This window comes from Streptomyces sp. NPDC001858 (assembly GCF_053594615.1).
This window is the reverse complement of sequence record NZ_JBSFEV010000005.1, coordinates 161,136-179,075: the sequence shown is the minus strand read 5'-3', so window position 1 is coordinate 179,075 and position 17,940 is coordinate 161,136. Positions and strand designations below refer to the sequence as shown.

The 17,940-nt window shown below is 70.0% G+C and carries 12 protein-coding genes; 2 read left to right on the top strand and 10 right to left on the bottom strand.

What is annotated here, in order from left to right; all coding sequences use genetic code 11:
- Nucleotides 1-5: 5 nt before the first annotated feature.
- The 7 genes from ACWCPF_RS09450 to ACWCPF_RS09420 form a co-directional block, all read right to left on the bottom strand.
- Nucleotides 6-1,637 carry a peptide ABC transporter substrate-binding protein gene (locus ACWCPF_RS09450; protein ID WP_451044397.1) on the bottom strand — a complete coding sequence of 544 codons (1,632 nt, stop codon included), beginning with the start codon at nucleotides 1,635-1,637 and terminating at the stop codon, nucleotides 6-8.
- Nucleotides 1,638-1,909: 272 nt separating this feature from the next.
- The gene (locus ACWCPF_RS09445) at nucleotides 1,910-3,058 is read right to left on the bottom strand and encodes an ABC transporter ATP-binding protein (RefSeq protein ID WP_451044396.1); all 1,149 of its coding nucleotides are present in this window, start codon (nucleotides 3,056-3,058) and stop codon (nucleotides 1,910-1,912) included.
- A complete protein-coding gene (locus ACWCPF_RS09440; protein WP_451044395.1) occupies nucleotides 3,051-4,112 on the bottom strand; it encodes an ABC transporter ATP-binding protein in 1,062 nt (353 codons plus the stop codon). Before ACWCPF_RS09440 ends, ACWCPF_RS09445 begins: the two co-directional genes overlap by 8 nt.
- Before the next feature lie 11 nt (nucleotides 4,113-4,123).
- Nucleotides 4,124-5,065, bottom strand: coding sequence for an ABC transporter permease (locus ACWCPF_RS09435; protein WP_451044394.1), 942 nt, complete (start codon nucleotides 5,063-5,065; stop codon nucleotides 4,124-4,126).
- Nucleotides 5,058-5,984, bottom strand: coding sequence for an ABC transporter permease (locus tag ACWCPF_RS09430; protein WP_451044393.1), 927 nt, complete (start codon nucleotides 5,982-5,984; stop codon nucleotides 5,058-5,060). The genes ACWCPF_RS09435 and ACWCPF_RS09430 overlap by 8 nt, the downstream gene beginning before the upstream one ends.
- Nucleotides 5,985-6,136: 152 nt before the next feature.
- On the bottom strand, nucleotides 6,137-7,750 hold the full coding sequence (locus tag ACWCPF_RS09425; protein ID WP_451044392.1) for a peptide ABC transporter substrate-binding protein: 1,614 nt from the start codon (nucleotides 7,748-7,750) through the stop codon (nucleotides 6,137-6,139).
- Between the two features lie 532 nt (nucleotides 7,751-8,282).
- Nucleotides 8,283-9,053, bottom strand: coding sequence for a class I SAM-dependent methyltransferase (locus ACWCPF_RS09420; protein WP_451044391.1), 771 nt, complete (start codon nucleotides 9,051-9,053; stop codon nucleotides 8,283-8,285).
- A 144-nt stretch (nucleotides 9,054-9,197) separates the two neighbouring features.
- Between ACWCPF_RS09420 and ACWCPF_RS09415 the strand changes: the two genes are divergently transcribed.
- Nucleotides 9,198-9,704: a DinB family protein gene (locus tag ACWCPF_RS09415; protein WP_451044390.1), complete on the top strand. Its 507-nt coding sequence runs from the start codon at nucleotides 9,198-9,200 to the stop codon at nucleotides 9,702-9,704.
- Nucleotides 9,705-9,837: 133 nt separating this feature from the next.
- Here the strand turns inward: ACWCPF_RS09415 and ACWCPF_RS09410 are convergent, their stop codons facing one another.
- Entirely contained in the window at nucleotides 9,838-10,638 is an 801-nt protein-coding gene (locus ACWCPF_RS09410; protein WP_451044389.1) for a HEAT repeat domain-containing protein, read from the bottom strand.
- A 398-nt stretch (nucleotides 10,639-11,036) separates the two neighbouring features.
- Between ACWCPF_RS09410 and ACWCPF_RS09405 the strand changes: the two genes are divergently transcribed.
- Nucleotides 11,037-14,381, top strand: coding sequence for a BTAD domain-containing putative transcriptional regulator (locus tag ACWCPF_RS09405; RefSeq protein WP_451044388.1), 3,345 nt, complete (start codon nucleotides 11,037-11,039; stop codon nucleotides 14,379-14,381).
- A gap of 548 nt (nucleotides 14,382-14,929) precedes the next feature.
- Here the strand turns inward: ACWCPF_RS09405 and ACWCPF_RS09400 are convergent.
- Complete coding sequence (locus tag ACWCPF_RS09400) at nucleotides 14,930-15,790, bottom strand: AfsR/SARP family transcriptional regulator (RefSeq protein ID WP_451044387.1); 861 nt, start codon at nucleotides 15,788-15,790, stop codon at nucleotides 14,930-14,932.
- A 107-nt stretch (nucleotides 15,791-15,897) separates the two neighbouring features.
- Nucleotides 15,898-17,805 carry a translational GTPase TypA gene (gene typA / locus ACWCPF_RS09395; protein ID WP_451044386.1) on the bottom strand — a complete coding sequence of 636 codons (1,908 nt, stop codon included), beginning with the start codon at nucleotides 17,803-17,805 and terminating at the stop codon, nucleotides 15,898-15,900.
- Between the last annotated feature and the right edge of the window lie 135 nt (nucleotides 17,806-17,940).

The following is a 17,940-nucleotide window of genomic DNA, read 5'->3' as shown; positions in this document are numbered from 1 at the left end:
GCGGGTCAGCTGACCTTGATCTCGTTGTAGACCGGGACGGAGAACGGGTTCAGCTTGACGTTGGAGAGGCGCTCCGAGTAGCCGGCGCTGCCGTTCTGGTACCAGAGCGGGATGGCGGCCATGTTGTCGCGGACGACCTCCTCGGCCTGCTGGAAGGTCTCCACGGCCTTGGCGGTGTCGGTCTCGGCGTTGGCCTGGTCGACGAGCTTGTCGAACTCCGCGTTGGACCACTTGCCGTCGTTGGAGGAGGCGTTGGTGTAGTAGAGCGGCTGGAGGAAGTTCTGGATGAGGGGGTAGTCCATCTGCCAGCCCGCCCGGAACGGGCCGCTCATCTTGCGGTCGGTGATCTGGCCGCGGAAGTCGGCAAAGGTGCCGACCGGGTTGCCGACGCAGGCCTTCTCGTTGTCGAGGGCGTTGTTGATCGAGTTGCAGACCGCGTCGACCCACTGTTTGTGGGATCCGGTGTCCGCGTTGTAGGTGATCTTGACCTGGCCGCCGGGGAGCCCGCCGCCCTCCTCGATGAGTTCCTTGGCCGCGTCGGGGTCGTATTCGCAGGCGTCCCCGCACAGGCCTTCCTTGAAGCCGCCCTCCTCGCCGAGCACCGGGGAGGTCCAGTCGGTGGCGGGGGTGCGGGTGTTCTGGAAGATCGTCTCGGTGATCTGCTTGCGGTCGATCGCCCGGGACAGGCCGGTGCGGACCTTGTCCGAGCCGTCGGTGTTCCACTTCGCGTCGTAGAACGGGAAGGCCAGGGTCTGGATGATGCCGGCGGGGGTGTTGAGGTAGCGGTCGCCGAGGTCGTTCTTGACGTTCTTGAGCTGGGCCGCGGGCACGTCGTCGACCAGGTCGAGGTTTCCGGCCATCAGGTCGGTGTAGGCGGTGTTGTTGTCGGTGTAGACCTTGAGGGTCACTCCGCCGTTCTCCGCCTTGTCGGTGCCGGGGTAGCCGTCCCACTTCTTCAGGGCCATCTGGGAGCCCTTGGTGTAGGAGTCGATCGCGTAGGGACCGTTTCCGACAGGTTTCTGCAGCCAGCCCGCGTGGTCGGTGAAGAAGGACTGGGGCAGCGGGGCGTAGGCGGGGTAGCCCAGGGTGTCGGGGAACGTGGAGAACTTCTGCTTGAGCTTGACGGTGAAGGTCTGGTCGTCGACGACCTTGAGCCCGGCGAGGGCGCTGGCGCTCTGCGCGCTCCCGTCGGCGGGGTGGACCGCGGTGTAGCCGTCGATGTACTCGAAGAAGTACGCGTTCTTCTGGTTGTTCTTCAGGCTGGCGCCGTAGTTCCAGGCGTCGACGAAGGACTTGGACGTCACTTTTTCGCCATTGCTGAACGTCCAGCCGTCCTTGACGGTGATGGTGAAGTTCTGGGAGTCCGAGGTCTCGATCTTCTCGGCCAGCATGTCCTCGGCGGCGCCGGTCTCCGGGTTGTACTTCTTCAGGCTCCGGAAGATCATGTCGAGGACCTTGCCGCCCTGCACCTCGTTGGTGTTGGCGGGCTCCAGCGGGTTCTGCGGGTCTCCCCAGGAGGAACTGAGCACCGCGCCGCCGTCGCCCCCGCCGTCGCTCCCCCCGCCCCCGCAGGCCGTCGCCGCGAGCGCTGTCGCCGCCGCGCACACGGCCCACTTGGCGTGCCTGGCTCCACGCATGGCTGCCTCCTCATCGACCGCGCGCCTACCGTGAGCAGCCCTGTGCCGCCGACGCCGGGATATTGATCCTTTACCAGTCAATATCGGCACATCACGGACTTGATGCACCCTCACCCCACCCGTACGGGTTAAGAGGACGCCAAGTGGCTCTCGTGAAGAAGGACGCCAACGTCTGGGGCCTGGAGTGGCAGTAGCGCCATGAGAGCGGCCCGCCGGGGGTACCCGGCGGGCCGCTCTCATGTGGGGGCGCGTCGACTGCGTCGACCAGGAGGTCAGGCCGCGTGCACGACGTCCTTCACCTCGGCGAAGTGGCAGGCCGAGTCATGGGCCGCCGGGGAGTCCTCGCCCTTGAAGCGCTCGGGCACCGCCAGCAGCGGAGTCTCCGCGGCGCACTTGTCCTGCGCCTTCCAGCAGCGGGTGCGGAAGCTGCAGCCGGACGGCGGGTTGGCCGGGGACGGCACATCGCCGGTGAGGATGATCCGCTCGCGGTGCTCACGGGCCTCGGGGTCCGGAACGGGGACCGCCGACAGCAACGCCTGGGTGTAGGGGTGCGTCGGGTGCTCGTAGATCTCCTCGTCCGAGCCGATCTCGGCCAGCCGGCCCAGGTACATCACGCCCACCCGGTCCGAGATGTGCCGGACGATCGAGAGGTCGTGGGCGATGAAGAGGTACGAGAGGTTGAACTCGTTCTGCAGCCGCTCCATCAGGTTGATGACCTGCGCCTGCACCGACACGTCCAGCGCCGACACCGGCTCGTCGCAGATGATGATCTCCGGGTTGAGCGCCAGACCGCGGGCGATGCCGATGCGCTGACGCTGACCGCCGGAGAACTGGTGCGGGTACCGGTTGATGTACTCGGGGTTGAGGCCCACGACGTCCAGCAACTCCTGGACCTTGCGGCGCCGGTCGCCCTTCGGGGCCACCTCCGGATGGATCTCGTACGGCTCCCCGATGATGTCGCCCACCGTCATCCGGGGGTTGAGGGAGGTGTACGGGTCCTGGAAGATCATCTGGATGTTGCGGCGGACGGCCTTGAGGGCCTTCCCGGACAGCTTGGTGATGTCCTGGCCCTTGTAGAAGACCTCGCCGGCGGTCGCCCGCTCCAGGTTCATCAGGAGCTTCGCGACCGTCGACTTGCCGCAGCCGGACTCGCCGACGATGCCCAGGGTCTCGCCCTGGTAGAGGTCGAAGGAGACGCCGTCGACCGCCTTCACCGCACCGATCTGGCGCTTGATGAGGATGCCCTGGGTCAGCGGGAAGTGCTTGACCAGGTTGCGCACCTGGAGGATCGGCTCGCCCCGCTCGACGGGCGCGTCGAGGGCGGCGACCGCCTCCTCCTGCGAGTGCACGTCGGCGATCTCCACAGCGGAGACGTTGGGCGTCACGTCCTGAGGCTCGGCTGCCTCGGTCGTCTCAGCCATGGATCGTCTCCTTCCAGAAGTGGCACGCGCTCGCGCGGCCGGGCAGTTCCGTTCCGTCCCGCTCCGCCACCGGGACCAGCGGCGGAAGGTCCGTGCGGCAGATGTCCTGCGCCTTCTCGCACCGCGGGTTGAAGGCGCAGCCCTGGGGCACCTTGAGCAGGTTGGGCGGCAGTCCCTTGATCGCGTAGAGGTCCTGGCCCTTCTGGTCGAGGCGCGGGATCGAGTCCAGCAGACCGCGGGTGTAGGGGTGGGCGGGGCGCTTGTAGAGCTCGTGCACCGGCGCCGTCTCCACGATGCGGCCCGCGTACATCACCGCGATCTTGTCGGCGACGTCCGCGACGACGCCCAGGTCGTGGGTGATGAGGATGAGGCCCATCCGGTACTCGCGCTGCAGCTCCGCCAGCAGGTCCATGACCTGGGCCTGGACCGTCACGTCGAGGGCCGTGGTGGGCTCGTCGGCGATGATCAGGTCCGGCTCCAGGGCGAGCGCCATGGCGATCATGATGCGCTGGCGCATACCACCGGAGAACTGGTGCGGGTAGTCGCTCACCCGGGCCGCGGCGGCCGGGATCTTCACCCGGTCCATCAGCTCGACGGCCTTGGCCTTGGCGTCCTTGCGGGACATCCCCTGGTGGACGCGGAACATCTCGCCGAGCTGGAAGCCCACGCTGAGCACGGGGTTGAGCGAGGACAGCGCGTCCTGGAAGATCATCGCGATGCGCGCACCGCGCAGCTTGCGCCGCTCCTCCTCGGACATGGTGAGCATGTCCCGGCCTCGGAAGCGGATCTCGCCCTGGGGAATGCGGGCCGGCGGCATGTCGAGAATGCCCATGATCGCCTGAGCGGTCACGGACTTGCCGGAGCCGGACTCGCCGAGCACGGCGAGGGTCTCCCCGGAGTCGACCGAGTAGTTGACGCCGTTGACGGCGCGGACCACTCCCTCGCGGGTGTGGAACTCCACGTGCAGGTCGCGCACGTCGAGGAGCGGGCCGGGCTGTTCGCCGTCGGCCTCGCGCGGAGCCGGAACGGCGTCCGTCGGATCGATGATGGTCACGTACGCCTCCCTCAGCGCATCTTGGGGTCGAAGGCGTCGCGTACCACGTCGCCGAGCATGATGAACGCGAGCACGGTGATGCTCAGCGCCCCGGCCGGGAACAGCAGTGCGTGCGGCGAGGTCAGGAACCTGTCCTGGGCGTCGCTGATCATCAGGCCCCAGGAGATGTTCGGGGACTGGATGCCGATGCCGAGGTAGGACAGGGCGGCCTCGGCGGCGATGTACACGCCGAGGTTCATGGTGGAGATGACGATGACCGGGGCCAGCGTGTTCGGCAGGATGTGCCGGAACGCGATCCGGCCGGAGTCGGCGCCGAGTGCCTTGGCGGCCATCACATAGTCGTTGTACTTGTTGGAGATGACCTCGCCGCGCATGATCCGGTAGACCTGCGGCCAGCCCAGCAGCGCCATCACCAGGGAGACGGTCCACACGTTGCCGGTCTGCCAGATCGACATGATCAGCAGGCCGCCGATGATGAGGGGCAGCGCGGAGAAGACCTCGGTGACCCGGGAGAGGATCGCGTCCAGCCAGCCGCCGCGCAGTCCGGCCAGCATGCCGAGCAGACAGCCGACGAGCGTGGTGGCCAGCGTGGTGATCACGCCGACGACGATGGAGTTGCGGGTGCCGAACACCGTACGCGTGTAGATGTCGCAGCCCTGGACGTCGAAGCCGAACAGGTGCCCGGAGGAGGGGCCCTCCATGGAGTTGTCCAGCTGGCAGAAGCCGTTCGAGAACGGCGAGCGCGAGGTGAACAGGCCCGGCACGACCGCCAGCGCCAGCAGACCGAGGATGATCAGCGCCGTCAGGATGAACATCGGCCGTTTTCGCAGGTCCAGCCAGCCGTCCTTGAGGAGACTGGCCTGCCGCGCGGCGGCCTTCTCCTCTTCCTCCAGCTCCTTGGTCAGCCCGTCCGCGCCTGCCACGACGGGCTTGTCTATCGTCTTCTCACTCATAACGGATCCTCGGGTCGAGCACGGCGTACAGCAGGTCTACGAGGAGGTTGGCGACCAGGTAGATCAGGACGAGCAGGGTCACCAGACCGACCACGACGGGCCGTTCTCGCAGATACACGGACTGGGCCAACTGGCCACCGATGCCGGGCAGGTTGAAGACCCGCTCGGTGATGATGGCGCCGCCCATGAGAGCGCCGAGGTCGAAGCCCAGGAAGGTGATGACCGGGATCAGCGAGTTGCGCAGCGCGTGCACGCCGATGACCCGGCGCCGCGGCAGACCCTTGGCGATCGCCGTACGGACGTAGTCCGCGCGGATCGACTCGGTCATGCTCGTCCGGGTGAGCCGTGCGATGTACGCCATGGAGGTCGAGGCCAGGACGATGGCCGGGAGGATGTAGCTCTGCGGCCAGCCCTGCTCGATGCCGGCGACAGGCGTGATCTTCAGATTGACGCCGAACTCCAGCTGGAGCACGCTGCCGAGCACGAAGACGGGGATGGAGATCAGCACCAGCGTGGAGACCAGCACCACGTTGTCGAGGAACTTGCCCTTCTTCAGTGCCGAGAAGATGCCCGCCACGATGCCGATGACGGCCTCGATCCCGAAGGCGGTCAGGCCCAGCTTCAGCGTGATCGGGAATCTCTCCGACACGATCTCGGAGATGGCCCGCCCGTTGTACGTCTCCCCCAGGTCACCGGTGAAGACTCCGGTGATGTAGTGCCAGTACTGCTGGTACAGGGGGTCGTTGAGGTGGTACTGCGCGCGGAGCATCGCCGCGATGTTGGGGTCGGCGCGCTTTTCGCCGGCCAGTGCCTGGATGGGATCGCCGGGCAGAGCGAAGACCAGACAGAAGATGATGAACGTGACGCCTAGCAGCACAGGGATGGCCTGCAACACGCGGCGCGCGACATATCGGCCCATGGGTACTCCAGAGGGGGGTGCAGAAACCGTCCGCAGCCGGGGCGGCGCTGTAGGACGGGAGACGGCAGACGGGGTGAGCAGGGAGAGACACGCGTCTCTCGCTGCTCACCCGTTGTCCGCGCTCTGTGTGGGGGAACCGCTCAGAACTTGGTTCAGCTGAGCTTGACCGTCTCCCACAGGACCTGGTGACCGGCGATCTTCACGGACTTGATCTTGTCGCTGAAGCCACCGTTCGTCTTGTAGAAGTACACCGGGATGTACGGCATCTCGTCGAGGATGATGTCGTCGGCTTCCTGGTACTTCTTGATGGCGTCCGCGTGCGTGGCACCCTGGTCGCCCGCGACGATGAGCTTCTCGAAGTTCTCGTTCACGTATCCGGCGTAGTTCGAGCCGGAGGTGATCGCGTCCTTGGAGAAGATCGGACGGAGGTAGTTCTCCATGTCCGGGTAGTCCATGTTCCAGCCCATGCGGAACGCGCCGCTGTACTTCTTCGCGTCCAGGTCGTTCAGGATGGTCTGGAACTGCTCGAACGGCTTGGCCGTGACCTTGATGCCGAGGTTCTGCTGGATCTGGTTGGCGACGGCCTCGATCCAGGCCTTGTGGTCGCCGTCGGCGTTGTAGCCGAGCTCCAGCGTGTTGCCCGGCAGGCCGCCGCTCGCCTTGTAGAGCTCCTTGGCCTTGGTCGGGTTGAGCGTGCACGCGTCGCCGCAGGCGCCCTGGCGGTAGCCGTCGATGATCGGGCTGATGAAGTCGTCGGCGGGCATGCGCGCGCCGAGGAAGATCTTGTCGGCGATCGCCTGGCGGTCGATCGACATCGAGATCGCCTTGCGCAGGTCCTTGTTCTGGAACGCCTTGTTGTACTTGATCGGGAAGCCGATGTATCCGACGCCCGAGTCGGCCTCGTCGATCGTGCGGTTCGGCAGGTCCTTCTTGTACGTCGGCAGACCCGAGGTCGGGATCGTGATGTCGAGGTCGAGGTTGCCGGCGACCAGGTCCTTGTAGGCGGTGTCCTGGTTCGAGTAGATCTTGAAGTTGATCGCCTTGACCTCGATCTTCGAGGCGTCGGGGTACTTGTCGTACTTCTTCAGCTTGATCGACTCGTTGTGCTTGAACGTGCCGTCCATCTGGAACGGGCCGTTGCCGATCGGGTTCTCGCCGAAGGCCTTCGGGTCCTTGAAGAACGCCTTCGGCAGGGGCGCGAACGACAGGTACGAGAGCTGGGTCGGGAACGCGGAGAACGCGCCGGTCAGCGTGATCTCGAGGGTGGAGTCGTCGACGGCCTTCAGACCGGACATGCCCTTGGCGGTGACCTTCTTGCCCTCGCCCGGGTTCAGGTCGCTCCAACCCTGGATGTGGTTGAACAGCGGGTTGGTCTGCTGGGCGTTGGTCTGGTCGGCGCCGTAGTTCCAGGCGTCGACGTACGACTGCGCCGTGACCTTCTCACCGTCGTGGAAGGTGTAGCCGGTCTTGAGCTTGATCGTCCAGACCTTGTTGTCCGTGCTCTCGATCGACGCGGCCATGTCGTTGACGACCTTGTTGTCGGCGTCGAGCTTGGTCAGCCCCGTGAAGAGGGCGTGGATGACCTGGCCGCCCTCGGTCTCGTACGTGTTGCTCGGGATCAGGCCGTTCTGCGGCTCACCGATCTCCATCGAGACGGTGCCGTCGCCACTGCCCGAGCCGCTGTCCCCGCCGCCACCACAGGCCGTCGCACCGAGAGCCACAACAGCGGCTATGGCCACCCACTTGGCGCTCTTGGCACCGCGCATGGGGTTCCTCCTCATGAGTCCATTGATTCACCACATGAGGGAGCACATGACACGACCGGCACCGTCACCGATGCCAGGGAAAGTCAGGTGCCCCCACGCTCGTGAGTCGGCGCTCCCCCCAGCAGCGCGTGACCCGTATATCCGAGCTCTACGCGCCTAACTATCTGCCATGGGCGAAGAGCGAACCACACCCCAAAGGTCTCGGTTCGATCACACCTGACGTGTACTTCTTCCAAAATCCGGACAAACGGTTAGCAGAAAGATCCCTGCGAAACGGACTTGTTACACATCTATCGGAAGTGACTGTCCGTAATGCGGACGCGCGAAAGGAAAAAACCGGTTGCAAACCAGGCGGCCGTCTGTATAGGCCGGGCGGCGGAGGCGCGCTCGAAGGCGCGCAGACTGTCCGCGCTCACAGCAGGCTAGTAGGGAAAGCGGCTCCAAGTGGACTTCTGGCCCAGGATGAAGGGTTTTCCCTACGTGCTCCTTACTACCGAACGAACCGCGTATGCCACCGCGAACCAGCCGGAACTCAGCGGGGAACCGGCCGCTTCTCCGGCCGCTCCTCCGGCGTCACCACCGTGATGATCTCCGGACTGGTCGAGGTCAGCGGCCCCCGTCCCCAGTCCCCGTACTGGTCCACCACCCGCAGCCCCGCCTCGGCGAGGAAGCCGCAGAGAACGTCGGGGGCGAGGAAGCGGAGCGTGGTGCGGCTGACGCGCCGGCGGGGCCACCCGGCGCACTCGAAGGTCTCCGTGAAGGTGACGCGGTCGCCGGCCGGCGGGTCCTCGACCTCGTGCCGGACGCGTACGACACGGCCGTCCGCGTCGGTGATCTCGCGCGCGCGGTCCGGGGTCCAGGTCTCCCAGGCCCGCGCCGCCGGGTTGCGGGTCTCGAACACGAACCGTCCGCCGTCGGCCAGCGCGGACCGGACGGCTCGCAGCGCGGTGCGCAGTTCGTCGTCGCCCAGGAGCACCTGGAAGGCGTGGCCCTTCATCGTGACGAGGTCGAACGCGCCGTTCCACCGGTGGGTGCGGAGGTCGCCGAGCAGCCACTCCACGCCGGGCGCCCGGCGCCGGGCCTGGACGAGCATCGCGGCGGCGGGGTCGAGACCGGTGAGCCGTCGCCCGGGGCGGCGGTCCTCGGCGGCCCGCGCGAGGAGCCTGCCGGTGCCGCAGCCGACGTCCAGCACCGCGTCGGCGGCTGTCACCAGGTCCAGGTAGAAGTCGTCGTCCGGCCCCCACGGGTTGATGGTGTCGTAGAGGGAGGCGAGGGTGAGATCCGCGAACGAATGATCGACCACCGCGGCAGTCTGCCACACCCCGCTGCGCCACACGGCAAGATCCACAACATCGCGATCCCCATGCGGGGTCCTCTGGAACTCCCCTCCCGATGCGCTGCGGAATGCGCTCGACAGGCGGGTCGGCGGCGGACATGCTCGTCCGCGATGACGAGAACAGACGACATGCCCCCCGCGTGGGACGAGCGCACCCAGCTGACCACGTTCCTCGACTACGCCCGGGACACCGCCCGCGCCAAGTGCGAGGACCTCTCCGACGCGGACGCCCGCAAGGCGCCCCTGCCGGGTTCGCCGCTGATGACCCCGAGCGGCGTGGTCAACCATCTGCGCTGGGTCGAGTACTACTGGTTCCGGGTCGTGTTCCTCGGCGAGGCGGACGAGGGGCCGTGGACCGACGAGGACCCCGACCGCGAGATGCGCATCGCCGTAGACCTCCCGCTCGCGCGCGTGCTCGACGAGTACGCCGAACACGCCGGGAGCCACCGCAAGCTGGTCGCCCAGCACGACCTCGACACCAAGGCGCGCACTGCGACCCGCGACGGCCGTCATGTGGACCTGCGCTGGATCCTGCTGCATCTGATCGAGGAGACGGCCCGGCACAACGGCCACCTCGACATCCTGCGCGAACTGATCGACGGCCGGACCGGCGTCTAGCGGTTTCCCCAGCCGGTCGGGTCCGGTCCGCTGCGGTTCGGCAGCGCCCTCAAGGGGCGCGGGGAACTGCGCGACCAGCCACGACGGCGCCGCGGCGGAACGACGGCACATCGCGGCGCTCCCAGCGGAACGCTCACTCCTCGCGGATCGCCTCCACCGCCTCCCGGACCTGCGGGGCCGGGTCGGCGGCGAGGCGGTCCAGCAGGTCCGTGACGCCTGGGGTGGACCAGCGGGCCACCGCCCAGACCAGGTCCTCGCGCACCGACGGGTCGGGATGCCCGGCCAGTGGCGCCAGTTCGGCGAGCGGGCCGCGCCCGCGCATGCCGAACCAGTGCAGCGCCTCCCGCAGCACCGCCGGCTCCCCGGGATCGCCGGCCGCCGCGACCCGCGCCAGCAGCACGCGGGGCGGCGGGGGCGGGCCGTCCAGCGGGTGCGGCAGCCGTTCGAGCAGTCTCCGGGCGCCGTGGCCGCCGCGCACCCGGCAGCCGAAGCAGGTGCACGGCTTCGTGCCGTGCGCGTCCGGCCGGTACCGCCAGCCGACCACCTGCGGGGCCTTGCGGATCCGGTGGACCTCGCGGGGCCGGATCCCCCGGGGCACGAACACCTCCCACCCGCGCGGGTCCTCCAGCGCCGCGATCCGCCGTACCGCCTCGGCGACGGTGAGCTGCGGCTCCTCGTCCCGGGGACGGTCGCGGTAGTGGCCCGCCGACACCTGCTGAGCGTCGTCCAGCCGCAGATGGACGGCGACCAGTCCGCCCCGGCTGCCGAACCGGGCCAGCTCGCGCAGCCACTGGTGGGTGAGGGTGTACGACGGCAGCACCGGGAAGCAGTGCACCCCGCGCGCGTCGCCTCGGCCCTGACCGCTCGCGCGGATGCCGGACCGCCGGATGCGCGGCGCGTTCGCCGCGGAGGTCAGGTGCACGAACATCGCCATGGCACGCATGCTAGGCGCTCCGCTGGGAGTGCCGTGATGTGCCGTCGTTTCGGTGCGGCTCCGTCGTGGCTGGTCGCGCAGTTCCCCGCGCCCCTTCGGGGGCGCTGCCGACTCCGCTGACTCGCTTGGACGAGGGTTTTCGCTGGTCGGGGGGTGGTGAAAGGTGGGTGAAAGACTGTCGAAGGAGCTGGGAAAGCCGGCCGGCCGAGACTGTTGGTGCGGGGCGGGCCTCCAACGGGGGACGACGCGGCGCCCGCCCCGCTCCGCCTCGCCCGGCCGCCTCCGCTCGGCCACCGCGCCCGCCGCATTGGCCGGAATCCGACCCCCGGGTGTCCCGGCGGTCACCGTTGGTGAGGGGCGGCGTTGCCCGGCCGTTGCTCCTGGACTACGTTCTGTGAATGCTCTCCCCACGGCCCCGGTTCCGCCTGCTCGGACCCCTGGACGTCGAGGTCGACGGACGGGCCGTCGTCCTCACCGGCCGGCAACGGGCGCTGTGCGCCGTGCTTTTGCTCCACGCCAACCACGTCGTCTCCGTCGACCGGCTGATCCAGTGCCTGTGGGACGACCGTCCGCCCGGCGCCGGCGCGGCCCGCGTCCGGGCCCTCGTCGCCGAGGTGCGGCGCGCCCTCGGGCCCACCGGACCGGAGCTGCTGACCACCCGTCGGCCCGGCTACGTCATGCACGCCGGCCCCGATGAACTCGACCTGCTCGCCTTCGAGAACCTCATCCGGGACGGCTCCCGGGCCGCGGCCGACGGCGACTGGCGGGTGGCCCGGCGCTGCGGCGAACAGGCCCTCGCGCTCTGGCGGGACGAGCCGCTGACCGATCTGTCGGACGTCTCGGTGCGCGAGGCCGAACACCAACGCCTCGGCGAACTGCACCTCGTGGCCCGTGAGGGCATGGCCGAAGCCGAGATCGAGACCGGCCGGCACCGGGAGGCCATCGCCGAACTCCTCCGGCTGACCGCCGCCCACCCGCTGCGCGAACGCCCGCACGGCCTGCTGATGCGCGCCCTGCACCAGGACGGTCGCAGCGCCGAGGCCCTGGAGCTGTACACCGCGCTGCGCCGACGCCTGGTCGACGAACTCGGCATGGACCCCTCGGCCGACCTCAGGGAGCTGCACCAGCGTCTGCTGCGCGGCGGCGGCAGCGCCCCGGGAGCCGGCGCGGGCGTCGGCGGCACCGGCAGCGGCCCGCCCCGGCGCGGTCCCGCCGCCCCGCCCGAGCGGCCCGTGCCGCGCCAACTCCCGCCCACGCCACGCCGTTTCGTCGGCCGCGGCCCGGAGCTCGAACGCCTCGACTCCTGCCTGCACTCGGCCGAACCGCTCGCGGTGATCGTGGGACCGGCGGGCGTCGGCAAGAGCGCCCTGGCGCTCAACTGGGCCCACCGGGCCGCCGACCGCTTCCCCGACGGACAGCTCTTCCTCGACATGCGGGGCTTCGACAACGCCGAGCCGATGACCCCCGAGGAGGCCCTGCCGCTGCTCCTCCAGGGCCTGGGCTGCGCCCCGCGCGACATCCCGCTGGGCGCCGAGGCGCAGACCGCGCTGTACCGGACGCTGCTGGCGGACCGCCGGGTGCTGGTCGTCCTCGACGACGTGGCCGACGCGTCGTACGTACGCCGGCTGCTGCCCGCGTCGGCGGGCTCACTCACGCTGGTCACGAGCCGCGACAAGCTGAGCGGCCTGGTCACCCTGGACGGCGCGTTCCGGGTCTCCTGCGACGTCCTCGACAGCGCCGCCGCGCTGGAGCTGATCAGCGGCGCGGTGGGCGAGGAGGCGGTGGCCGCCGATCCGGACGCGGCCGCGCGGCTCGTCGAACTCTGCGACCACCTGCCGCTCGCGCTGTGCGTCGCCGGCTCCTGGATCGGCGACCGGCCGGGCAGTATCCGGGCCTACGTCCGCGACCTCGCCGACCGGGGGCGGCTGGCCCGGCTGCACATCGAGGGCGAGGAGTCCGTCGCCGTCCGGGCCGCGCTCGACCTGTCCTACGGGGTGCTGCCGGACGCGGCGCGCCGGGCCTTCCGCTCGCTGGGCGTGCTGCCCGGCACCGGCCGGTCGGTGCCGGCCGCCGCCGCTGCCGCCGGGACGGACGAGCGCGGCCTCGCCGACCTGCTGCGGCTCGCCCAGCGCGTGCATCTGCTGCGCGACGTCGAGTACGGCCGCCCGGCCTGGCACGACCTCGTGCACGAGTACGCCCGCGACCGCACGGCCGCCGAGGACGCCCCCGAGGAGCGGGCCGCCGCCGTCACCCGGATCCTCGACCACTACCTCCAGAGCGTCGTCAACGCGGCCGCCACGGTCGGTCTGTACGTCATGCGCAACCGCCCAGCGGCCGTCGAGGGCTCCCGGCCACGGGAGTTCGCCACGACGGAGGAGGCGTACGCCTGGTTCGACGGGGAGTGGGACGACATCGCCGCGGCGATCGGGCACGCCGCCGAGCACGGCCCCGCGCCGTACGTGTGGTGGCTGGTGGACGCGCTCCAGGACCTGTTCCACCACCGCCGTCCGCTGTCCGACTGGATGCGGCTGGCCACCCTCGCCCGGCAGGTGGCCGCGCGCAGCGGGGACGACGTCGGCCAGGCCTCCATGTGCCTGTCGCTGGGCAGCGCCCGCTGGCGCAACGGAGATCTGCGGGGCGCCCTGGCGGAGTACGAGGAGGCGGAGGAGCTGGCGCGCCGGGCCGGCTGGGCGTACGGCGAGGCCGGCAGCCTCCAGGGCAAGGGCGTCACCCTCAAGCTGCTGGGCGAGCTGCACCGCGCGCTGCCGTGCTACGACCGTGCCCTGGCGCTCTACCGCACCCTGGGGAACGTCAAGAACGAAGAGATCATGCTGATCAACACGGCCTCCCTGAACCTCGCCCTGGGCCGCCTCGACGCGGCCGAGGAGGCGGCGTGCGCGGCCCTCGACCTGATCGGCGACACGGCCCACCACAACCGTGCGATGGCCCTCGTCAACCTCGCCCTGGTCCGGCAGAAGCAGGCCCGGTTCGACGAGGCGACGGCGGCGCTGCGCACCTGCTTCCTCGTCTCCCGCGACGCCGGCTCCACGTACACCGAGGCGGTGGCCCTGGAGGCGCTGGGCCGGGTCCGCGCCGACACCGGCCGCGACGACCGCGCGCTCCTCGCCTACGAGGACGCCCTCGCCGTCTCCCGGCGGGTGGAGAACCGCAATTGCCAGGTCGACACGCTGGTCGGGATCGCCTCCGTGAAACTGCGCGCGGGCCGGGCCGAGGAGACGGCCGAACACCTCGACGCCGCCTTCGAGATCGCCGAGCGCACCGGGCACCGCGCGGGCCTCGTCGAGGTCCTGCTGGCCCGCGCCGACCTGGCCCGCGCGCAGGGGCGTCCCGCCGAGGCCCTGGACTGCCTGGAGCGCGCCGAGGGTCTCGCGGTCGACGGCAACCCCCTCACCCTCCCGCGGGTCCATCTGACGGCCGCCCTCACCCTCCTGGACACCGGCGGCGCGGGCGGCGCCGAGGCGATCCGCGCGGCGACCCTGGCCCAGGCCTCCGGCCAACGCCTCGTGCACGCGCGCGCCGTCGCCGCCCTGGCCGCCGCGCACGAGGCCCAGGGGGACGCCGCCGCGGCGCACACGGCCCGGACGGAGGCGGACTCGTTGTACCGAGCGATCGGCCTCCGGCCCGAGCCCTCCGCACCACTCCCCCAACACCGTCACCAAGAGCTCCCCCCGGACGCAGAATCCAGACTCACCCTCTACCTGACCGAACACTTCGACGGCTGACCCGACCCAACAGACGAAACCAGCAGAAAGAGCCGACCCGACCGAGCCCACTACGACGATCGAACGGGCGGGCCGAACAGCCGGACAGACGGCCGGGTCGGGCGGGTCGGCCGGACGGGCAGGCTGGTCGGACGGGCGGGTCGGGCGGGTCGGACGGACAGACGGCCGGAGGGCCGGGTCGGGCAGGCGGCCGGAGGGCCCGGCCGGTCGGCCGGGTCGGACGGAGGGCCGGGTCGGACGGAGGGCCGGGTCGGACGAGCGGACGGCCGGGCCGGTCAGGCGGCCGGACGAGCGGGCCGGCAGGCGGAGGACCGGACGAGCGGGCAGGCAGGCGGAGGGCCGGGCGGGCGGACGGGCCGCCGAACGAACAGCCGGAGGGCCCGGCGGCCGGACGGCCGGGCTGGACGGAGGGCCGGGCTGAACGGAGGGCCGGGCTGGGGCGGACGGACGGGCCGGACGGACGAGCGGACGGTCGGACGGGCGGAGGGCCGGGCGGGCCGACGGGGGCGCGGGCGGAGCGTCGGCGGGCGGGGCGGAGGGCGGGGGCTTCAGACGGCGGATGCTGTTGCGTATGCGGTGCCGAGGCGGAGGCGGGGGTCTCGGGCGAGGATTCGTTCCTGGAGGGAGCGCAGGTCCGGGCCCGGTTCACAGCCCAGCAGGTCGACCATCCGCAGCCGCAGCAACTGGAAGCAGTCCAGCGCGTCGGCCTGGCGTCCGCCGCGGTGCAGGGCGAGCATCAGCAGGCCCGTGACCTTCTCGTCGAAGGGGTGCATCTCGGCCAGCCAGTGCAACTGGGGCAGGCACTCCTCGTGCCGCCCGGCCCGCAGCGACAGCTCCGTGCTGCCGATCAGCGCCTCCCGGTGCTCGCGCCGCAGCGCCACCCGCGCCGACTCCGCCCAGGCCGTGCGGACGTCCGCCAGCGGCTCGCCCCGCCACAGCTCCAGGGCCCGCCCGTAGTGACCGAGGGCGAGGTCGGTCTCCCCGCTCCGGGCGGCCTGCTGGGCCTGCCGCACCAGACTCCGGAACCGCGCGGTGTCCACGCTGTCCTCCTCGATGGCGAGGATGTAGCCGCCGCGCTTGCGCACCAGCTCGACCCCCTCGGCCCGCTGCGGCCCGTCGGCCCGCAGCGCCTTCCGCAGCCGGGTCGCCTGGATGTACAGGGCGTCGCGCGGACGCTGGGGCCGGCGCTCCTGCCACACCCGCTCGATCAGCGCCTCGTCGGCCACGAAGCCGCCGGGGGTCCACGCCAGCGCCGCCAACAACAGCTTGGTCCCGTGCGGAAGCGGCAGCTTGTCCCCCGACCGCGCCCGCGCCTCCACACACCCCAACAACTGAATCTCCATGCCGTACCCCCGTACCTGGAACCACTTGAGCCACCACTGTGCGCACGAACTGTTCGGCTGGCGCATGGATGCTGCACGGAACACGAAGGCCGAGTACAGCAGCCGAACGCAAAAGCCCGGGCGCCCCCACGAGGGGGGCGCCCGGGCTCAGACGGACGTCACGCGGCCGAAAATCAGCCGTGCTTGGCGCGGCTCGCCGTGCGGGCGCGGTCGCGCTGGTCGAGGACGACCTTGCGGATGCGGACCGCCTCCGGGGTCACCTCGACGCACTCGTCGTCCCGGCAGAACTCCAGGGACTGCTCCAGCGACAGCTTGCGCGGCGGGACGATCGCCTCGAACGAGTCGGCCGACGAGGACCGCATGTTCGTGAGCTTCTTCTCCTTGGTGATGTTCACGTCCATGTCGTCGGAGCGCGAGTTCTCGCCGACGATCATGCCCTCGTACACCTCGGTGCCGGGGTCGGTGAACAGCACACCGCGCTCCTGGAGGTTCGTCATCGCGAACGCGGTGACGGCGCCCGAGCGGTCGGCGACCAGCGAGCCGTTGTTACGGGTCGTCAGCGTGCCGAACCACGGCTCGTGGCCCTCGTGGATGGAGTGGGCGATGCCCGTGCCGCGCGTGCCGGTCAGGAACTCCGTACGGAAGCCGATGAGGCCGCGGGACGGGACGACGAACTCCATGCGGACCCAGCCGGAGCCGTGGTTGGACATGTTGTCCATGCGGCCCTTGCGGACGCCCATGAGCTGCGTGACGGCGCCCATGTGCTCCTCGGGCACGTCGATCGTCATGCGCTCGACGGGCTCGTAGACCTTGCCCTCGACGTCCTTCGTGACGACCTGCGGCTTGCCGATGGTCAGCTCGAAGCCCTCGCGGCGCATCTGCTCGACCAGGATGGCGAGCGCGAGCTCACCACGGCCCTGGACCTCCCAGGCGTCCGGCCGCTCGGTGTCGAGCACGCGCAGCGAGACGTTGCCGATCAGTTCGCGGTCGAGGCGGTCCTTGACCTGGCGGGCGGTGACCTTGCGGTCCTTGACCGCGGCCTTGTTCTCCGCGCCCTTGCCGGTGCCGCCGCGGCCGACCAGCGGCGAGGTGTTGGTGCCGATGGTCATGGAGATGGCCGGCTCGTCGACCGTGATGAGCGGCAGCGCGATCGGGTTCTCGGGGTCGGCGAGGGTCTCGCCGATCATGATGTCCGCGATGCCGGCGACGGCGCAGATGTCACCGGGGCCGGCCTTCTCGGCGGGCTTGCGGGTGAGCGCCTCGGTCATCAGCAGCTCGGTGATGCGCACGTTGGACATGGTGCCGTCGCGCTTGATCCACGTGACGGTCTGGCCCTTGCGCAGCTCGCCCTGCTCGACACGGAGCAGCGCGATACGGCCGAGGAAGTTGTCGGCGTCCAGGTTGGTGACGTGCGCCTGGAGGGGGGCCTCGGTGTCGTACTCCGGAGCCGGGACGTGCGACAGGATCGTGGAGAAGAACGGCTCCAGGCTGTCGCTGTCGGCCGGGACGGTGCCGTCCGCCGGCTTGGTGAGCGAGGCCACACCGTCACGCGCACACGCGTAGACGATGGGGAACTCGATCTGCTCCTCGTCCGCGTCCAGGTCGAGGAAGAGGTCGTAGGTCTCGTTGACGACCTCGTCGATGCGGGAGTCGGGGCGGTCCGTCTTGTTGATGCACAGGATGACCGGCAGGCGCTGCTGAAGCGCCTTGCGCAGCACGAAGCGGGTCTGGGGCAGCGGACCCTCGGAGGCGTCGACGAGCAGCACGACCGCGTCCACCATCGACAGACCGCGCTCGACCTCGCCGCCGAAGTCGGCGTGGCCCGGGGTGTCGATGATGTTGATGGTGACGATCTCGCCGCCATCCTTGGGGTGGTACTTCACGGCCGTGTTCTTGGCCAGGATCGTGATGCCCTTCTCACGCTCCAGGTCGTTCGAGTCCATCATGCGGTCGTCGAGCGACTCCGCGGCGTGCGCTGCGAAGGCACCGGCCTGCTTGAGCATGGCGTCGACCAAGGTCGTCTTGCCGTGGTCGACGTGAGCGACGATGGCGACATTGCGGATGTCGTGGCGCGTGGCCATATAGCGGCGTTCTCCCGGAGTGTGAGGGCGACCCTGCTGCGTACGTCTGTGTTACGCGGGCCCTGCCGGGCTTGACACGCCACGGCCTCACCCCATGGTACGTGGCCCCGCGACGGACGGCCTCCGCAGGGCCAC